At 42.4% G+C, this 18,623-nt stretch carries 20 protein-coding genes; 7 read left to right on the top strand and 13 right to left on the bottom strand.

Features of this window, described 5'->3' with window-relative positions:
* Positions 1-4: 4 nt before the first annotated feature.
* From lysA to HMPREF0556_RS10340, 7 genes are all read right to left on the bottom strand, one after another.
* Positions 5-1,318 carry a diaminopimelate decarboxylase gene (gene lysA, locus HMPREF0556_RS10370; protein WP_036107186.1) on the bottom strand — a complete coding sequence of 438 codons (1,314 nt, stop codon included), beginning with the start codon at positions 1,316-1,318 and terminating at the stop codon, positions 5-7.
* 145 nt (positions 1,319-1,463) lie between these two features.
* Positions 1,464-2,282, bottom strand: coding sequence for a purine-nucleoside phosphorylase (locus HMPREF0556_RS10365; RefSeq protein ID WP_003758350.1), 819 nt, complete (start codon positions 2,280-2,282; stop codon positions 1,464-1,466).
* 32 nt (positions 2,283-2,314) lie between these two features.
* Entirely contained in the window at positions 2,315-3,205 is an 891-nt protein-coding gene (xerD, locus tag HMPREF0556_RS10360; protein WP_003758348.1) for a site-specific tyrosine recombinase XerD, read from the bottom strand.
* A gap of 111 nt (positions 3,206-3,316) precedes the next feature.
* A complete protein-coding gene (gene fur / locus HMPREF0556_RS10355; protein ID WP_036107192.1) occupies positions 3,317-3,775 on the bottom strand; it encodes a ferric iron uptake transcriptional regulator in 459 nt (152 codons plus the stop codon).
* A gap of 187 nt (positions 3,776-3,962) precedes the next feature.
* Positions 3,963-4,985 carry a FecCD family ABC transporter permease gene (locus HMPREF0556_RS10350; protein ID WP_003758345.1) on the bottom strand — a complete coding sequence of 341 codons (1,023 nt, stop codon included), beginning with the start codon at positions 4,983-4,985 and terminating at the stop codon, positions 3,963-3,965.
* A gap of 1 nt (position 4,986) precedes the next feature.
* A complete protein-coding gene (locus HMPREF0556_RS10345; RefSeq protein ID WP_036107194.1) occupies positions 4,987-6,012 on the bottom strand; it encodes a FecCD family ABC transporter permease in 1,026 nt (341 codons plus the stop codon).
* A 116-nt stretch (positions 6,013-6,128) separates the two neighbouring features.
* A complete protein-coding gene (locus tag HMPREF0556_RS10340) occupies positions 6,129-7,061 on the bottom strand; it encodes an iron-hydroxamate ABC transporter substrate-binding protein (RefSeq protein ID WP_003758342.1) in 933 nt (310 codons plus the stop codon).
* Between the two features lie 159 nt (positions 7,062-7,220).
* On the opposite strand from HMPREF0556_RS10340, the gene HMPREF0556_RS10335 reads away from it, so the two are divergent.
* Both HMPREF0556_RS10335 and HMPREF0556_RS10330 read left to right on the top strand, forming a co-directional pair.
* Positions 7,221-8,063, top strand: coding sequence for an ABC transporter ATP-binding protein (locus tag HMPREF0556_RS10335; protein WP_050777022.1), 843 nt, complete (start codon positions 7,221-7,223; stop codon positions 8,061-8,063).
* The gene (locus HMPREF0556_RS10330; RefSeq protein ID WP_003758338.1) at positions 8,044-9,048 is read left to right on the top strand and encodes an NAD(P)/FAD-dependent oxidoreductase; all 1,005 of its coding nucleotides are present in this window, start codon (positions 8,044-8,046) and stop codon (positions 9,046-9,048) included. The genes HMPREF0556_RS10335 and HMPREF0556_RS10330 overlap by 20 nt, the downstream gene beginning before the upstream one ends.
* Positions 9,049-9,165: 117 nt before the next feature.
* On the opposite strand, the gene HMPREF0556_RS10325 is transcribed toward HMPREF0556_RS10330, so the two are convergent.
* A complete protein-coding gene (locus tag HMPREF0556_RS10325; RefSeq protein WP_003758337.1) occupies positions 9,166-9,708 on the bottom strand; it encodes an NUDIX domain-containing protein in 543 nt (180 codons plus the stop codon).
* 200 nt (positions 9,709-9,908) lie between these two features.
* Here HMPREF0556_RS10325 and HMPREF0556_RS10320 point away from each other — a divergent pair, with 200 nt between their 5' ends.
* Both HMPREF0556_RS10320 and HMPREF0556_RS10315 read left to right on the top strand, forming a co-directional pair.
* Positions 9,909-10,559 carry a 5-bromo-4-chloroindolyl phosphate hydrolysis family protein gene (locus HMPREF0556_RS10320; protein ID WP_036104728.1) on the top strand — a complete coding sequence of 217 codons (651 nt, stop codon included), beginning with the start codon at positions 9,909-9,911 and terminating at the stop codon, positions 10,557-10,559.
* The gene (locus HMPREF0556_RS10315) at positions 10,546-11,733 is read left to right on the top strand and encodes a toxic anion resistance protein (RefSeq protein ID WP_003758334.1); all 1,188 of its coding nucleotides are present in this window, start codon (positions 10,546-10,548) and stop codon (positions 11,731-11,733) included. The genes HMPREF0556_RS10320 and HMPREF0556_RS10315 overlap by 14 nt, the downstream gene beginning before the upstream one ends.
* A gap of 38 nt (positions 11,734-11,771) precedes the next feature.
* Here the strand turns inward: HMPREF0556_RS10315 and dinB are convergent, their stop codons facing one another.
* From dinB to rnz, 3 genes are all read right to left on the bottom strand, one after another.
* Positions 11,772-12,842, bottom strand: a complete 1,071-nt coding sequence (dinB, locus tag HMPREF0556_RS10310) for a DNA polymerase IV (protein WP_003758332.1) — start codon at positions 12,840-12,842, stop codon at positions 11,772-11,774.
* An 88-nt stretch (positions 12,843-12,930) separates the two neighbouring features.
* Positions 12,931-13,707: an SDR family NAD(P)-dependent oxidoreductase gene (locus HMPREF0556_RS10305; protein ID WP_040486759.1), complete on the bottom strand. Its 777-nt coding sequence runs from the start codon at positions 13,705-13,707 to the stop codon at positions 12,931-12,933.
* Positions 13,708-13,720: 13 nt separating this feature from the next.
* Positions 13,721-14,635, bottom strand: a complete 915-nt coding sequence (rnz, locus tag HMPREF0556_RS10300; protein ID WP_040486861.1) for a ribonuclease Z — start codon at positions 14,633-14,635, stop codon at positions 13,721-13,723.
* A 259-nt stretch (positions 14,636-14,894) separates the two neighbouring features.
* Between rnz and zwf the strand changes: the two genes are divergently transcribed.
* The 3 genes from zwf to HMPREF0556_RS13455 all read left to right on the top strand — a co-directional run bounded on the left by zwf (position 14,895) and on the right by HMPREF0556_RS13455 (position 17,178).
* Positions 14,895-16,364, top strand: a complete 1,470-nt coding sequence (zwf, locus tag HMPREF0556_RS10295) for a glucose-6-phosphate dehydrogenase (RefSeq protein WP_003758325.1) — start codon at positions 14,895-14,897, stop codon at positions 16,362-16,364.
* A 216-nt stretch (positions 16,365-16,580) separates the two neighbouring features.
* Positions 16,581-17,027 carry a YueI family protein gene (locus HMPREF0556_RS10290; RefSeq protein WP_003758323.1) on the top strand — a complete coding sequence of 149 codons (447 nt, stop codon included), beginning with the start codon at positions 16,581-16,583 and terminating at the stop codon, positions 17,025-17,027.
* A gap of 13 nt (positions 17,028-17,040) precedes the next feature.
* Complete coding sequence (locus HMPREF0556_RS13455; protein ID WP_003758321.1) at positions 17,041-17,178, top strand: hypothetical protein; 138 nt, start codon at positions 17,041-17,043, stop codon at positions 17,176-17,178.
* Here HMPREF0556_RS13455 and HMPREF0556_RS10285 read toward each other — a convergent pair.
* Together HMPREF0556_RS10285 and HMPREF0556_RS10280 are read right to left on the bottom strand one after the other, a co-directional pair.
* Positions 17,175-17,618 (bottom strand): DUF6884 domain-containing protein, encoded by a 444-nt coding sequence (locus tag HMPREF0556_RS10285; RefSeq protein ID WP_003758319.1) that lies wholly within the window; start codon positions 17,616-17,618, stop codon positions 17,175-17,177. The genes HMPREF0556_RS13455 and HMPREF0556_RS10285 overlap by 4 nt on opposite strands.
* A 4-nt stretch (positions 17,619-17,622) precedes the next feature.
* Complete coding sequence (locus tag HMPREF0556_RS10280) at positions 17,623-18,156, bottom strand: GNAT family N-acetyltransferase (RefSeq protein ID WP_003758318.1); 534 nt, start codon at positions 18,154-18,156, stop codon at positions 17,623-17,625.
* Positions 18,157-18,623 lie beyond the last annotated feature (467 nt).

Below are 18,623 nucleotides of genomic sequence, written 5' to 3'. Positions count from 1 at the left end.
CGCCTTAGAATAATGACAAATCATTTTGGATCAAGTCATCATAAGTTTCTCTGGCAACAACTAGCTTATCGATACCGTTTTCGACAAAAACAACAGCAGGGCGGCAGATTCGGTTGTAATTGCTCGCCATTGCATAGCCATAAGCGCCGGTACAGAAAACAGCCAGTATTTCACCGCTTTGCATGTTTGGCAATGGAATATCCCAGATCAGCATATCCCCTGATTCACAGCATTTTCCGGCAATCGATACCGTTTCTTCGGCAGCTTTTTCCGGATGATTCGCGATCACAGCTTCGTATTTTGCATCATAAAGTGCAGGTCGGATATTATCGTTCATCCCGCCATCTACCGCAATATAATCCCGAATTCCCGGCACTTCTTTTCGCGAGCCGATGGAATAGAGTGTCGTTCCTGCTTCGCCGACTAACGCACGCCCAGGCTCGATCCAGATCTCCGGTACAGCGAGTTCATTTTGCTGGGCAACTTCTTTCACCTCTAAGATGATCTGGCGCACATATTCTGCTGGTTCCAGCGGTTCATCATCCGCTGTATAACGCACCCCGAATCCTCCTCCTAAGTTTAACACACTCGCCTTAAAGCCAAAAGCATCGCGCCACTCTACTAATTTATCCATGACACGGTGAGCAGCCACCTTAAAACCAGTCGTTTCAAAAATTTGCGACCCGATATGGCAGTGCAGCCCTTTCACATCAAAATACGCGGAATCTTGAAGCAACAGTTGTAAAGCTTTTTCTGCCTGTCCATTATCCAATCCAAAACCAAATTTAGAGTCTTCTTGCCCGGTTAAAATATAGTCATGTGTATGCGCTTCGATCCCCGGTGTCACTCGGACAAGAACAGATACTTTCTGCTGCCGTTCACTTAGGATCGTTTTTAGCAGATCGATCTCATAAAAATTATCGACGACGATACAACCAATCTCATAGTCTAGCGCCATTTCAATTTCTTCACGCGTTTTATTATTGCCATGAAAATGAATCAGCTCTGCAGGAAAACCTGCTTTTATCGCTGTATAAAGTTCTCCTCCAGAGACCACATCAACAGAAAGCCCTTCTTCCGCCATCAACTGATAGATCGCGATTGCCGAGAAGGCTTTGCTCGCATAAGCAACTTGTGCAGTGATACCCATTTCTTCAAATGTTCGTTTAAATCCTCTGGCGCGATCACGGATTAAAGCAACATCATACACATACAGAGGTGTGCCGTACTTTTCAGCCAGCTTTATCGTATCCACCCCTCCGATTTCCAGATGCCCTTCTTGGCTTGTTTTCATCGTTCCAAGACGCTCAAATGTCACTTCAATCCCACCTTTATCTCCAATTTTTACATTCACTTGTCTATAGTAGCATAAGACAAACAGTCGCGACAATAACATTATCAAATATATGAAAAAAAGCGGCTTCCAAAGGGAAAGCCGCTTCACGTAATAAAACTGTTCGCGTTTAAGCAAGTTTACTTAAAATCGCCCGTACATATTTCAAGAAAGTCTGCTGCACACGATCTGTCGTTTCGATAACTTCCTCGTGCGAAAGCGGCTGGTCAAGGATGCCTGCAGCCATATTTGTGATACAAGAGATCCCCAGCACATTTAGACCAGCATGGTTCGCAATAATAACTTCCGGAACCGTCGACATACCAACTGCATCTGCTCCTAGCGTACGCATCATTTTGATTTCTGCTGGTGTTTCATATGTCGGCCCACTGAATCCAGCATAGACGCCTTCTTGGATCGAGATCGAAAGTTCTGCCGCTACTTTACGCGCTAACACACGTAGTTCTGTTTTATAAGCATCCGACATATCAGGGAAACGCGGACCGAATTGGCTGTCATTTTTCCCGATCAGCGGGTTAGTTCCTGTGAAATTGATGTGATCCGAGATCAACATCAAGTCGCCAGCTTCATACAACTCATTGACACCGCCGGCAGCATTCGTCACGATCAGTGTTTCGACGCCTAAAGCTTTCATTACTCTAACAGGGAAAGTAACTTCCTGCATCGAATAGCCTTCGTAAAAATGAAAGCGACCTTGCATCGCGACCACTTCTTGTCCTTCTAAAGTTCCAAAAACAAATTGTCCAGCATGTCCTTCTACGGTTGAAACTGGAAAATGCGGGACATCTGCATACGATAACGCTGTCCGATCTTCTATTTCATCTGCCAAAACACCAAGACCAGATCCTAAAATCAAGCCGATCTTTGGTGTTTTCTCATAACTTTCCCGAATTTTACCAACTGCTTCTGTTACTTGATCCATACTCATCAATCATTCTCCTTAAAGGTTTATTTTTCTATTTAGGCACGTGGGTGATATTTCTTGTAGACATCTTGCAAACGTAGCTTGGTAACGTGCGTATAGATTTGGGTAGTGGAAATATCTGCATGTCCCAGCAATTCTTGAACAGAACGAAGGTCAGCACCATTTTCCAGTAAATGGGTCGCAAACGAATGACGCAGTGTATGTGGTGTGATCGGCTTATCGATGCCGGCTTTCTGAGCAAGCTGTTTTAGTAGCTTCCAAAAGCCTTGTCTGGTGAGTCCGCCGCCATGATGATTCAAAAACACATAATCATTGCGATATTTAGGTTTTCTCAGCTTGGGACGTGCTTCTTCTAAATACTTAGTAAGTACGGCCGTAGCTGTATGTCCAAGCGGTATGATCCGCTCCTTATCCCCTTTCCCGATCGTTTGGATAAATCCCATATGTAAATGCAGATCATCCAGCTTCAAATGGATCAGTTCCGAGACCCGCAGGCCTGTGGCATATAAAATCTCAAGCATAGCCTGATCACGAAGCCCGAGTATCGAATTCGGGTCGGGAGCAGCCAAGAGTTTCTCTACTTCTTCCAAATGGAGTACTTTCGGTAGCGCTTTCGTTTGTTTCGGTGTCTCGATCTGGATCATAGGATCATGATCCATTTTTTGGTCATGCAGTAAAAAATGAAAAAAAGAGCGCAATGAAGCTAAATAACGTGCAATCGTACGCGGAGATTTATCAGCATCGCGTGCAAAAGCAATAAATGCCACGACCGTTCCTCTGGTAATGCTGTTTGGATCGGTTATCCCCTCTATTTCTAAAAAGGAATCAAAATAACGCAAATCCCGCTTATACGCTTGAATGGTATTTGCCGCTAATCCTTTTTCCACAACTAAATAGTGCAAAAAGTCTTCCACATATGGTTGCATGTTCGCACCCCCTACCTTTTATTTTACCATGGATCCCAGTAGAGTATAAGCCTAAAAAAAGACTTATAATAAATTGCTTGTCTGTTCAAACAATTCACTATAAATCTTCTATTATTTATTCGTTTTTTTCGCTTCTTCCCGGCAATTCAAACAAATGCCCTGGAAAGTCAAACGATGGTCTTTCACTTGGAATTTCCAGCGATCTTCAATAATTTTTTCGACATCTTCCAGCAGGTCCTCTTGGATTTCTTCCACCGAACCACATTCGATGCAGACCAAGTGATGATGGAAATGTTTTGCACCTTCTTGTCTTAGATCATAACGCGATACACCATCGCCGAAGTTGATCTTATCCACTACTCGAAGTTCGGTAAGCAACTCAAGCGTCCGATAAACAGTCGCCAGCCCCGTATCAGGGGCGATCGCCTTCACTTGTAAGAAAACATCTTCTGCGCTTAAATGATCTTTTTCATTTTCGAGTAGAACGCGGACAGTAGCTTCTCGCTGCGGAGTTAATTTATAGCTGGCTTCATGTAATTGTGTTTTGATTCGTTCAATTCTACCTTCCATTCTGTTTCCTCCCAAACTTGCTTCATTAATTCTCATTATCAATTACTCTAGTTTATAATAATTACAATTAAAATGCAAGTTCTATTTGAAAATATATCCCATTTTAGCATTAAAAATGCTTGCCATAATCGCATTCTCATTAAAAATAATTATTAGATTATAATCATTATTCTAATTGATAATTGCTTCAAGATTTTGCTTTCGCCAGTAAATATAAAAAATACGGTGCACCGATAACCGCCACAACGATACCGGCAAAAATTTCTGAAGGCTGAATAATCAAGCGCCCGATCGTGTCTGCTAGTAATAGAAGAAGACCGCCAGCTAAGGCAGAGACCGACAACAGCCATTTATGTTCACTGCCTACTAGAGAACGGGCGATATGAGGACCGATCAATCCGACGAACGCGATCCCGCCGCTGACCGATACACATGCTGCAGCAAGCGCGACAGCCACAATAAGCAAAATAAACTTTTCCCGTTCGACACGCACACCAAGTCCCGTTGCGATCTGATCTCCGAAACCGAGAATATCCAGAGTTTTTGCTTTCCAAACAGCGATCAGGCAAGTGACGACAAACCACGGCAGCAAAGCAAATACATACTGCCAGCTGGAAGCCCAGATATTTCCAGCCACCCATTCCGCATACTTTTGGTAATTAAGCGGATCGAGTCGTACTGATAAAACGGTTATCAACGCAGAAATAGCAGCCGCGATCGCGATCCCTGTCAAAAGCAGTCTGTTTGGCAGTAGCCCTTCTTTTCGACTATAAGAAAGCCCGTAAACAACAAATGCTGTGATAATCGCGCCAACAAAGCCAACAAGCGGCATGAATAATACAGGAACATCGATGGTCGAAGGGAAAAAGGAAATATACAGCATCACAGCAAGCCCCGCCCCATTATTGATTCCAAGTATCCCTGGATCGGCAAGGCCATTACCAGAGATCCCTTGTAAGATCGCGCCGGAAACAGCAAGTCCGGCACCAACTAACAGCGCCACCACGATTCTTGGTAAACGAAATTCTGTGATGATAAGCTGCTGTTGTGGAGTTCCTAATCCGAAAAACGTTTTCCAGATATCCAAAAAAGGAATTTTGGAATACCCAGCATTGACACTATATGTAAACACTAGCACGATCAGAATGAGAAATATCGCCAATACGGCCAGCCGTCTTTTACGTCTTCTTTTTTCAGCTACTGTATACATCTCACAAGTTCCTCCTTTCTTTTCTTGCTACATAAAGGAAGAAAGGAACTCCGATCAATGCAAAAATCACACTGATTGGTGTCTCATACGGCGGATTAATCGTCCGCGCCAGAATATCAGCAGCGAGCGTCAACAAGGCTCCGATCACGGCCGAACAAGGAATGATCCAACGATAGTCCACTCCAACCAAAAATCGCGTCAAATGCGGAATGATCAACCCAATGAAACCAACTGGTCCAACGATCGAAACAGACAATCCAGCCAAAATAAGTACGATCACCATCGTAAAAATTTTTACCAATCCTGTTTTTTCTCCCAGTCCTACTGCGATATCTTCCCCAAGACTTAAAATCGTCACAGATTTACTGATAATGATCGCCCCCAAGAGACCTGCAAGGAGCCACGGCCATACATATTGCAGCTGACTCCACTTTACCCCGGCAACGCCACCTGCATACCAAAATGTCAGATTTTGGCTCAGCTTAAAATAGATCGCGATTCCTTCACTTAATGCTGTCAGCAAGGAACTAACAGCCGCACCAGCAAGCACTAGTTGCGTTGGCGATAAACCTCTTCCAGCCAAGGCACTTATTCCGAAAACAATCATCGCACCGATTGCCGCACCTAAAAAAGAAAACAAAATCAAATAGTTATAGCTCAATCCTGGCAAAAATGCAAAGCAAAGAGCAATCACAAAAGCACTCCCAGCATTCAAACCAAGCAAGCCTGAATCAGCAAGCGGATTGCGCGTCATTCCTTGCATCAAAGCACCCGCCACTGCTAAAGCGGCACCCACCATGATATCGGCCAGCACCCGAGGCACGCGAAGCTCCCAAATGATTTGATGTTGCGTATTTGTTTTATCAAAGTGAAAAAAAGAATCCCACACTGTGTCTAAATGAATATGCGCCGCTCCAACTGCGATCCCAACGAAAGTCAGTAAAACGACCGCTGCGATCCCAACAATCAAAACAACGATAGCCGCTGCAGGACGCGTTTTTATTTTTTCTAATTCCGCAATTTCCATTTTACCTACCACTCTCTCTATGCCATGCAAGCAATCTTGATCCTCCAAATTATAGCATAATTACGGCATATAATTGAATAGAAGTAGGCTGCACATACCCGCAACCTACTCACTTATTAATTCTTCAGTAATTTGTCCACAATAATATCGAGCTGGCCTTCGATCGCAACAGGATCATAATAGAACATTTTGTTAAAATCCATTTCGAATAAATGATTTTTCTTCAAGGCAGGCAAATCTTTCCAAATACCGCTTTCTTTCATATCTGCCAGTGTCCGTTCTCCTTGTTTTTGGCTTGATGAATAGGCAGTGACAAACATATAATCAGCAGCATAATCAGGCAATACCTCTAAGGAGATCTTTTTCCAATCTTGTCCTTCAAATACATCTTTTTTGATTTTTTTGGGTGGTTCCAATCCTAGCGCGTGATAAATGATCTGACCACCGCGCCCCATATTTTGTCCCATGATATAAAAATCTTTATCCTGGACTTCATAGATACCGAATGTTGCATTTTTAGAGAGCTTTCCTTGGATTTTCGCACGAGCTTGTTTTGCTTTTTCGTGATAGTCCGTGATCCATTTTTTTGCTTCGGTTTTTTTGTTTAAAAGCTCGCCAAACATTGTCAACTCTTCTTCGACTGTTTTTGTTGCTCCATATGGAATCAACACAGTGGGAGCGATTTTCGATAATTTCTTATATGTGTCTTCCTTGCTGACAATGATCAGATCTGGACTGAGTTCCGCTACTTTTTCTGCAGAAACTGGATCCCCGAGTTTTTTGACTCCTTTCATGTCATCTTTAATGAAGGGATTGTCAAATTGTGAGCTTGCCGTTGCAATCGGTTTAATACCGAGCGCGATCAAATCACCTGAGTAATCCTCTGTCACGATTTTTTTGGGATGCGCAGGAATCTTTACGGTCTTTTTATTTGTCATCGTATATGTACGCGTATCTTCCTTCTTTTCTTTACTGCTCGAAGCTGTATTCCCACAAGCGGCAAGCAAGCCCACCGCAATGATAGCGATTAATAAAACTATTTTTTTCAAATCTTTTCCCTCCTACATGTAATGAAATTGATAATCATTCTCAATAAATATATCAGCATTCATGATTGCTGACAACCCTTTTTCTACTTGCATAATAAAATAAAAGAAACTATACTAAGTATTGAGAATGATTATCACTATATACTGGAGCGATGCCCTGTGAAAAATCTCTATACCGAAAATCTCGAAATTTCTTACGATAAACGTGTCATTATCCATGACTTGAACATAGAAATCCCTAAAGGAAAAATCACGGCGCTTGTCGGTGCCAATGGTTGCGGGAAATCCACTATATTAAAGACATTGTCGCGCTTGATGAAACCAAGTAAAGGCAGCGTACTATTAGATGGAAAGAAAATCCACCGCCAATCTACCAAAGAATTGGCTAAGGAGATAGCGATCTTACCGCAAAACCCTTCTGCTCCAGACGGTCTGACCGTATTTGAACTGGTTTCTTACGGCAGAGCACCTCATCAAAGCAGTTTCAAACCAATGAGCCAAGAAGATCGAGACAAGGTTTTCTGGGCCCTACGAGTCACTAATCTGTTGGATTTTGCCGATGATCCGATCGAAAACTTATCGGGCGGACAAAGGCAACGTGCTTGGATCGCAATGGCGGTCGCCCAAGAAACAGATGTGCTGTTCCTTGATGAGCCAACCACCTTCCTCGATATGACGCATCAGCTAGATGTCCTTAACTTGTTAAAACAGCTTAATGAGGTCGAGAAGCGTACGATCGTTATGATCGTCCACGATCTGAATCATGCTTCCCGCTATGCAGATCATATGATCGCCATCAAAGACGGTGGTGTCTTTGCATCCGGCACACCTGCGACAGTGATGACAGAAAGTACACTTGAATCGGTATTCAACATCAAGGCGGATATTTTGATCGATCCTCGCAGCGGGGTCCCACTCTGCCTGCCATATGAAACATGTAACGGCTGCGAAATCAAAGAAGCTGCGGGAGGGGTAACCAATCTTGTCCAAGGAATTGTTTGACATCACCATTATCGGAGGCGGCCCGGTAGGCCTTTTTGCCTCCTTTTATAGCGGCCTACGGGCAATGAAAACGAAAATAATCGAAGCAGAACCAGATGTAGGCGGCAAAGTCCGCTACTTCTATCCAGAGAAACTCATCCATGACATCGGTGGCATTCCGGAAATACGTGGCAGCGATTTTGTCAATGGCTTAAAAGAACAAGCCGAAACATTTGAACCTGAGATCTGCTATAACGCGAAAGTCATTGATCTCAAACGTCTGGCAGACGGTACTTTTGAATTAACGGATAATACTGGAACAACACATTACAGCAGAACGGTTTTGATCGCAGTAGGCAGCGGAACCTATATCGTCAATCAGCTAGAAGCAGAGAACGCAGACAGCTTTGAAACTGCTATCCACTATCATGTGCGTGATTTAGAAGCTTTCCGCGGACAAGAAGTGATTGTTTCCGGCGGAGGCGACGCGGCAATGGATTGGGCACGAATGCTGGAAGATATCGCTGCAAAAGTCCATCTCGTTTACCGCGGGGAAGATTTCCGAGGCCACGAACGGCGTGTCCAAGAATTGCGTGCTTCCAATGTTAACGTCCTGGTTCAGCATGAGATCCAGTCGCTTTATGGTGAAAATGGCCAGTTAGAAGGTGTAACGCTGTTTTGTAAACAAACCAGTACTTCTTTCCAATTACCAGCAGCAGCTGTGTTCGTGAATCACGGCGTAAAGATCGATATCGGTACCATGCACGACTGGGGCTTCCAAACCGAAGAATACGGTATCGTAGTAGACGAAACTATGGCCACCACCGTCCCTGGTATTTATGCTTGCGGCGACGTAGCCATTTATCCCCGCAAGATCCGGATCATCGCTGCCGGTTTTCACGAAGGTCCGATCGCTGTTAATAGCGCAAAAAGATTTTTAGAACCGGATGCAGCGAATGAAGCGATGGTTAGTACGCACCATGAGAAGTTTATGCATTTGTCGTGAAAAAAGAAATCGATTAATAAAAGAATCGCTTGAATCCATTTTTAAAAATGGTATTTTCAAGCGATTCTTCTTTGTTAGTATCTAGTATTTACATGGAAAGACGACTCGATCTGTTTTTCATCTATACTGTTCCAACTCCAAATACTGCACCGCATACATTGTTTTTACATCAAAAATATTTCCTGTCTCTATCAATTGCTTTGCTTCTTCTAAAGAAACTTCGACCACATTGATAAATTCATCCTCATCTTTTGCAAGTGGATCGTCGGCTTTTTTCAATTTTTTGGCAACGTAAACATGCAGTACTTCGTCGGCAAACCCCGGCGAGGAGGCAAATGACGTTACATATGCCAAGTCATCAGTTTGGTATCCGGTTTCTTCCTCTAATTCTCGTTTCGCAGCTTCTATCCTATCTTCTTCCGGCTCTAATTTGCCAGCCGGAATCTCGATGATCGTTTTTTCCAATGGTTTGCGAAATTGTTCGACTAAAACTAATTTATCGTCTATAACTGGAATGATCGCTACTGCCCCTGGGTGTTTGACCAATTCCCGTTTCGCTTGATTACCATCGGGAAGCAAGACATCTGCTACTGTTAAGTCGATTATCTTTCCTTTATAAATAGTTGTTTCCGAAATTGTTTTTTCTTCTAAAGACCTCACGCATCTCCACCTGCTTTCATTTTCTCAAAGTATATCATATTGCGAGTCTTAGAGTAATTTACGTCCTTCGACGGATAAACACTTTACTAAAATTATGGTATGATTATAGCAATAAAAGTTTTCCTAACAGGGTATAGATAAATATAATGCGATTTGTTCGGCTAACGGACATATAAGTACATTGAAGGAGTAGATAAATGATGACATATTTTAAAAAAATCCTGGCGTTCTTAGGCTCCATTATTATTGTTTCCATAATTGGTGCGATCATAGATACGATTTTTTCCAACGGCTTGCTTACGGGTATCATCGTAATAGTCGCCGCAGTTGTTCTCTTCTTCTTCTCTTCACGTGCTGGCGACAAGGCAAGGGAGATCACGACCGGTCTCAAGAAAAAAGAATATAAATACATTCGGACAAATTTAGAAGAGGGGCGTACCAAGATCTTGCGCCTACAAAAAATCATGAATCAAAATAAAAATCTGTATTCTTTTCAAGAAAGAAATAAAACACTCCAGCTCACGAAACGGATCTACGGCATCGTCAAGGAAAATCCAAAACGTTTCTATGAAACAGAAGATTTCTTCTTCTCTCACCTTGACTCTTTAGTAGAATTGACGGAAAAATATGCCTTCTTAGAAAGGCAACCCGTTAAAGACAAAAAAATCTATCAAACGTTATCGGATACAAGAACATTGCTGAATGATTTGAGCCGCGTTATCGAAAAAGATTTATTCCAGCTACTCAAACGAGATGTGAACAGCTTGGATTTTGAACTGGAAGTCGCGAAGAATTCTATTTCGAGACAAAAACAAAAAATGGAAGGAGAAACGCGACATGACTCAAACTGACCCTACGAATGAAAAAGACCAAGTATTAGAAAAAGAAATTAATCAAACACTAGATGATCTACTCGCTAATCCCTTCGGAGAGGCTAAAACATCCGAAACAGCGATCACGAATTCTGAAAATGAACCAGCTGAGCGTCTAGTTGATATGCTCTCTGAACGTAATAAACAGCAAGCACAAGAATTGGCCAAACAAATTGAACCGGGTAACCAATCCGCGATTTTGAGCTATGGTGCGCCGGCCCAAGCAAAACTACATGATTTTTCGCATTCGATGTTGAACCACGTACAAAAACAAGATGTCGGACCGATCGGAGAGATCATCAGCGACCTAATGTATCGTCTTCAAGAAGCAGATCCGGACGAACTAGCTGCAAGAAACCGCAATATTTTCACGAAAGTCTTTCACCGTGTGAAACAATCCGTCAATGAGATTACTTCTAAATACCAAAAAATCGGCACCCAAATCGACCGCATCGCGTTGAAATTGGAACATGCCAAAAAACGATTGATTGAGGACAACTCCTTTTTAGAACAACTTTATGACAAAAATAAAGATTACTTCCAAGCGCTTAACATCTATATCGCTGCCGGAGAACTCAAATTAGAAGAAATCAACAAGACATTGATTCCGGAACTACGTAAAAAAGCTGAAGATACTGGAGATCAAATGGCGTATCAAGACGTCAATGACCTTACTCAATTTGCCGACCGCCTTGATAAACGTGTATATGACTTGAAATTAAGCCGCCAAATCACGATTCAGCAAGCACCACAGATTCGTTTGATCCAAAATACGAATCAAGCGTTGGCAGAAAAGATCCAATCCTCTATCATGAATGCTATTCCACTATGGAAAAACCAAGTTGCGATCGCTCTTACTCTATTAAGGCAACAACAGGCCGTCCAAGCACAGCGCAAAGTTTCCGAAACAACGAACGAACTCTTGAAACGTAATGCGGATATGTTGAAAACAAATGCCATTGAAACTGCCCGTGAAAACGAACGTGGCATTGTCGACATTGAAACATTGAAAGAAACGCAAACAAGTTTGATCGAAACATTGCAGGAAACATTGAAGATTCAGCAAGAAGGCCGCCAAAAACGTGTAGCAGCTGAAAAAGAATTGATTTCGATGGAACAAGAATTGAAAGAACGCCTTATTGAAATGAAATAATAAAACCCGTTATCCTCTGCGTGAGTGATAACGGGTTTTTATATGCCTTCTAATCGTAAATTTTCATAATACACAGGTTTGAGATTTGTGACGGTGAGGCCAATCAGCCGGATACTCTCTTCCCCGCTATAGCTGGCATTGAGTAATGCTTTTCCTGCTTGGAAGATGGCCTCCGAATCGTTGACATATTCACTGAGCGTCAACCTTCTTGTATAGGTCGTAAAATCGCGGTAGCGAATTTTAAGAACGACTGTTTTACCGTTTTTATGGATTTTTTGCAAACGCTCCGAGATCTGCGCGGCGAATTTCCTTAAATAGCGTTGGATCATTATTTCATCCCAAACATCTTTTTCAAAAGTGGTTTCCTTACCAACGGATTTCCGATCGCGATTTGGGTTGACAATGTTGCTAGATTGCCCACGGACGTGACGGTATAATTGGTAGCCATGTTTATTCAGTTCCCGCAGCAGATCCCATTCGCTCCAGGCTTTTAGATCTGCGCCTGTGTATATACCCAGACGATGCAGTTTCTCTGCTGTGACCTTCCCTACGCCATAGAATTTCGTGATCGGGATCCCTTCCAGAAATGCTTCTGCTTCTTCCGGTGGAACGACGGTAATACCGTGCGGTTTATGATAATCAGAAGCGATCTTGGCGATAAATTTATTATAAGAAACTCCTGCTGAAGCAGTAAGACCAAGCTCTCTAAAAATCGTTCGCTGGATATCTTGTGCAAGATAAGTCGCAGATTTCATTCCTACTTTATTATCCGTGACATCTAAGTAAGCCTCATCCAACGATAAAGGCTCGATCAAGTCGGTGTAACGGTGGAAGATGGCCCTGATCTGATTAGAAACTTCGACATAATGCGACATATTTCCATGAATAAAAATACCTTGTGGGCAAAGTTTGACTGCTTGTTTGGTCGGCATGGCAGAATGCACACCGAATTTTCGTGCTTCATAAGAACAAGTAGACACGACCCCGCGTTTATTCGGATCTCCCCCGATGATAAGCGGTTTGCCGCGATATTCAGGATGATCTCGCTGTTCAATAGATGCATAAAAAGCATCCATATCAATATGAATAATCTTCCGACTTGTATCCATAAGCGCCGCCTCCTAAAAAGAACATTTGTTCTATTTTAGTTTATCATATTTTCTCCAAAAAGAAAAGAAGCTGCTTTGCAAGAGCTTCTTACTTTTTCATAAATGCACGTTTTCCTAAGACTTCGATTAAGCTTGGCATTATTTGGTATATTCGCGTACCGATATTCATGGCAAAGGGTAAGTTGATCTCACGTTTTTTCTTTCCGAAAATCGAGACGATTTTATGCGCTACTTTTTTCGGATCGAGAACGAGGAACCCGACACTTTTTAAATAGTTGCCTGACGAATCCGCAATATCGAAAAAATTAGTAGCGATGGGGCCGGGATTAACGGTGGTGACATAGATGTTTTCCGGTGCTAATTCCATCCGCAATGCGTTGGAAAAACCGAGGACCGCATACTTAGTCGCAGAATAAACGGCCGATTTTGGGGTTGCGATCTTGCCTGCCTGGGAGGCGATATTGATGATATGTCCCGACTTGCGCTCCTGCATGGCTGGCAAAAGCAATTGCGTCAGCTGCATCAATCCTTGTACATTGGTCGCGAACATCTTCTCGATCGTTGCAAATGGAATAGCAGCAAATTCTTCAAATAAGCCAAAACCAGCACAATTGACAAGTATGTCTGGTGGATAAGTGACTAATAGGTCAGCAGCTATTTCTCCCACCGCTTCTCTATCAGTCATATCAAGCGAATAAACAGGACAATCGACTGCATATCGCTTTTGGATCTCTTCTGCCAGCGCTTCCAGTTTGTCCTTGCGGCGTGCTAGCAAAACTGGTTGATAGCCTTTTTCTGCTGCTTGGGTGGCGATTTCCCAGCCTAGTCCACTGGACGCCCCCGTAATAATGACGATTGGTCTCATCAAAACATCCTTTCTATATCGTAAAACGGCTAAAGTCATTAGCTAGTTCAGTTTCTGGGAAAAGGCTGCGCGCTTCTTCAAGTAATTGTCCGCTTCCTTCCTTATCATAGCGTGCACTGATGTGCGTGATGATAAGTCGTTTTGCTCCGGTTTTTTTCGCCAGTTCGGCAGCTTGATGCGTCGTGGAATGCATATATTCATGCGCCAACTTTTCTAATCCTGCTTCAAAAGTAGCTTCATGAACAATCACATCCGCATTTTCCCCTAGTTCTAGACTTGCCGGTATTTGTCTGGTATCCCCATAGATCGCAATGATCTTGCCAGCTTGCGAGGGGCCGATATAATCGCTGCCATCGATCGTTCTGCCGTCTTCCAATTCCACAGATTCGCCTTTTTTGATTGCTTGAAAAATCGGTCCCGGTGGCACGCCGATCTCCTGTAGTTTTTCGGCATATAACGCCCCTGGCTTGTCTTTTTGGACGATCCGATAGCCATAGCTAGCAATCCCGTGATCAAGCAGATCGCAGCTGACGGAAAATGTGTCGTCATCGAAAAGCAGGCCCGGCTCAATTTCTTCAAAAGCGATGGTATACGATAAGTGTGTGCCGCTGAGCCGCAGTGCACTCTCTACATATTCTTGAATCCCTTTTGGTCCGTAAATCGTGATTGGCTTCTCCTTGCCCTGAAACGAGCGACTACTTAGAAGTCCTGGCAATCCGAAAATATGATCGCCGTGCATATGGGTGATGAATATTTTTTCTAATTTACTCAATTTGATCGTGCTTTTTAAGATTTGATGTTGCGTTGCTTCTCCGCAATCAAACAGCCAAATCGATTTCCGCTCATCTAAAAGTGATAATGCGATCGAGGTAACATTTCTGCTTTTGGAAGGAAGTCCTGCCCCCGTTCCAAGAAATATGAGTTCCATAATGATTTTGTCCTTTCTTTCAGCTTCATAGATCCATTTTATCACATTTTCATGTATGATTGGAAAAACAAGTCTCTCTCTGGCTTCAGAAGATAAAATCTTCGCTCTGCGGTTCAATCATTTGCACAAACTCTTATTAACGGCTAAAATAATATGGAACTACTGGTGAGTTTTTTACTCATCATTTAAAATGCGTAATCAACTTCTGGCTGATTTCATAAATAAGACCTATAGGGACAAGAAAGAGGGTAAATAAAGTATGGCAGACAAGTTAGAACAAAAAGCTTTAATTACTATATTTGGTGGTACAGGGGATTTAGCAAATCGGAAACTTTACCCTTCTCTTTATCACCTTTTCAGAAAAGGCTATCTAAAGGAGCATTTTGCGGTTATCGGGACGGCACGGAGAGAATGGAGTGACGATTTTTTCCGGCAAAAAGTAACGGAATCGATTCAAGACATTGAAGGCTCAGAAAAAGACGCTGAAGCATTTGCTTCTCATTTCTATTATCAATCCCATGACGTGACCAATCGCGAATCTTATGTGAAGCTAAAAAATCTTTCTGAAAAGTTGGATGAAAAATATCAATTAGAAGGCAACCGATTATTTTACTTAGCGATGGCACCGAATTTCTTCGGAACGATCGCGAGTCGAATCCAATCAGAAGGTTTTGTTGATACGGAGGGCTTCCACCGTTTGATCATCGAGAAGCCATTCGGGCATGATCTAGAGAGCGCGAAGGAATTAAATGATAGTCTTCGCCTTGCTTTTAATGAAAATGAAATCTATCGTATCGATCATTATTTAGGCAAAGAATTAGTGCAGAACATTCCTGTACTTCGTTTCGCGAATCCGCTTTTAAATGCGGTCTGGAACAATAAGTATATTGCCAATATCCAAGTATCCTTGACGGAAACATTGGGCGTAGAAGAACGCGGACGCTATTATGATGAAAGTGGCGCGATTCGTGATATGATCCAAAACCATACGTTGCAAATCGTCTCATTGCTCGCAATGAACCCGCCAATCGATCTAACAACAGAAGATATCCGCAATGAAAAAGTACGGGCGCTTCGTTCGCTTCGAGTTTATGAAGGCAAAGAAGTGGCAGAAAACTTTGTCCGTGGTCAATATGGTGCTGGAGAAGTGGACGGCGAAACTTTAGAATCCTACCGCGATGACAAAAACGTTGACTCTGCTTCTACCACTGATACATTTGTAGCGGCGAAACTAATGGTCGATAACGATCGTTGGGCCGGTGTTCCTTTCTATATTCGTTCTGGTAAACGTCTTAATAAGAAAGCCACCCAAATCGCGATCGAATTTAAAAAGAATCCGCATCACTTGTTCGGCGATGAATCATTAGCAGGCAACACGCTTGTGATCAATGTACAGCCTGACGAAGGCATCTACCTTTACTTGAATGCGAAGAAGCCAGGCGGTGGCATGGAAAGTATGCCGATCCAATTGGATTACAGCCATACTTCTCCAGATGGCTCGCCTATTCCAGAAGCATACGAAAAACTGATCTTAGACAGCTTACGTGGCGACGCTACTTACTTCTCGCATTGGGATGAAGTTTCGACCTCATGGAATCTAGTCGATCATGTTATCGAGGAATGGAATAAAGAAACACCCGAGTTTCCAAATTATGCATCCGGTTCTACCGGACCAAAAGCAGCGGATGAATTGCTTGCCCGTGACGGCTTTAAATGGTTTGATAAATAAAAAAAAGCTTGAGCCTTTGGGTTCAAGCTTTTTTTTGAAGATAAATATTATTTCCAACTTGCCTACATAACGATCAGATCCTAGACAACGTCGAATACCTAGGAGCTTATGAGGCGTGAATCGAAACTGAGCGTTTGTCTGGCAAATCGTTTTTTATTTTCAAATCACTCCGTTCTCATGTTAAAATGAAAAAAAGAGCAATCAGGAGGTCCATCCATGGCTGAAAACGTAGAAGATTACTTAGAAAAAGGAATGTACGGCGCGAAAGAGATCAATCCTGAGGAAAAGAAAAAATTTCTCGGTACTTATCGCGAACGTGTGATTCTGGCAATGCATAAAGAAGATGTGCTAGCCGGCAAGTTTTTTGAGGAAATCAAACAAGCAATGCAGGCAGATCCACAGGCGAGATTACTCTTAAATAGTCAATTATCGTATGATTACTTACGTCCGTATATCCACCTCGCTGAAAAATATCATCATGCTTTTTCCCTTGTAACGCGCAAAGCAGAGGAAACAGATGTTTATTTGGTATTGACTGCAACAGAAGCAGTCGATAAGGAAACGATCTTCCTTAGTGAAAACACTGCTGACTTGCCAGAAAAAGAAGAAGAACAAAAAAAATCTTTTTTACAAAAAGTACAAGACCTTTTGAAAAAAGATTAGGAAGGAATTATGTATGTTAGCCATTATTGTGAAAGCCCTCGCGATACTGATGCTGCTTCAAGCACTGTATCTCTTTATCCGCCGCAACTTCGAATACGGTGTCCTCTTCCTTTTGATCACTGCAGCGCTCTTCATTCTTTCGCAAATCTAAAGCGGGCGCTGTTTTCCAATGGCTTCTTTCAGCATCTGCTGCATTTCCCCTATTCCTCGCGCTCCGACCAGCGGAAAAACAAACTGCTGTTCTGGTGCAGTTTTCTCCAATAAACGAATAAATTTTTTCCCGCCCAACATCACTATTACTTCTTGATTGATTTCTAGCTGCTTCCAACCTGCCTGCAGTTCCGCCAGTGAGATCGTTTCTGCATTGACACCATTATAATCGAAGCGCACATCATAACTTCCCGTTACCAAATCATCAGGTTTCAAAAAGCCGTACTTCGGCGATAAGATCAAATAACTTTCTCCCAGCATTTCGGCATAGCCCCGGCATAATCGATGAAAGGTTCCTGTATAGGCTTCTTTTGCTGGAACTGGACCCTTTTCAGGTTGTTTATCCCAGATCTTCGGTTTCCCCGACGGAATAATCATCATGCTGTTATTCCCCCTTTTCACGCAAATATTCCCAGCGCAACACTTTCCCTACCGGTTCATTGACGTCTTGACCTTCCATATAGGTAAAATGATTGTGCCGCAATACTTGGATGGATGCTTGGTTAGTTGCATAGCAGCGTGCAAAGATTTTGTGGATCACCGGTTCCTGCAAGAGCCAATTCAATAATTCTGCGATTGCTTCCGACATGTAACCTTGATTTTGATACGCGGGTACGATACTGTAGCCCAGCTCGATCTCCCCTGTTTCATCAGGATCACCTTGCCCTCCGATCTCACCAATGATCATTTTCGCTTCTTTTAAGACGACTAATTTGGTCCATCTCGTCATCGCCGGTTTTTTTTCTACGTTTTCTAATACATAAGGTAAATAAAAGAAAAAATCGATCCCCGGCCAATCTCGTGAGACTTCATAACCTGTTATTTCTTCCAAAGCCTCTGGTCCCTCGATCGTTGCCCGAATCATTTCTAACGAATACGTGATCAACAGTAATCTATCTGTTTCAATAATATGGTTCATATTGGTTGCCTTCTATCTGTAAATTTTAATAAGAATCCTATTCCGATAGTAACGGATATCGTTTCAAATGTAAAATAAAGGTCATTTTCAAAAAATAAAATTATTCAGACTATTTAGTTGACCTTTTATTTTTGTAAGCGATTACAAGTTAGTTATAGCAAAGATATAGTACCAGGTACTAAAAATCATTATCCTCCCCATTTAGCAGAATTGCTTGAATTGATAGAAAAATCCAAAATTAGCTGTTGACTTTCCTTAGGCAGACGTATATATTAATACTAACATCACTTGGCACACATAAGTGATCGCTGAAATCAAAATCGATAATTTAGAATTCCATTATGATTAAAGGGGTACGAGATCATGAAAAAGGCAAATCTAGTCATTACAATTTTATTACGCTGACAGGGCTATGAACATACTGTTTGATTTAACAGTTGTTTGAGTCCTGTTTATGATTAATGGGA

It is taken from the genome of Listeria grayi DSM 20601 (genome assembly GCF_000148995.1).
Taxonomy (GTDB): Bacteria; Bacillota; Bacilli; order Lactobacillales; family Listeriaceae; genus Listeria; species Listeria grayi.
Note: the sequence above shows the minus strand (reverse complement) of the source record. Positions and strands in the feature narration are given on the sequence as shown.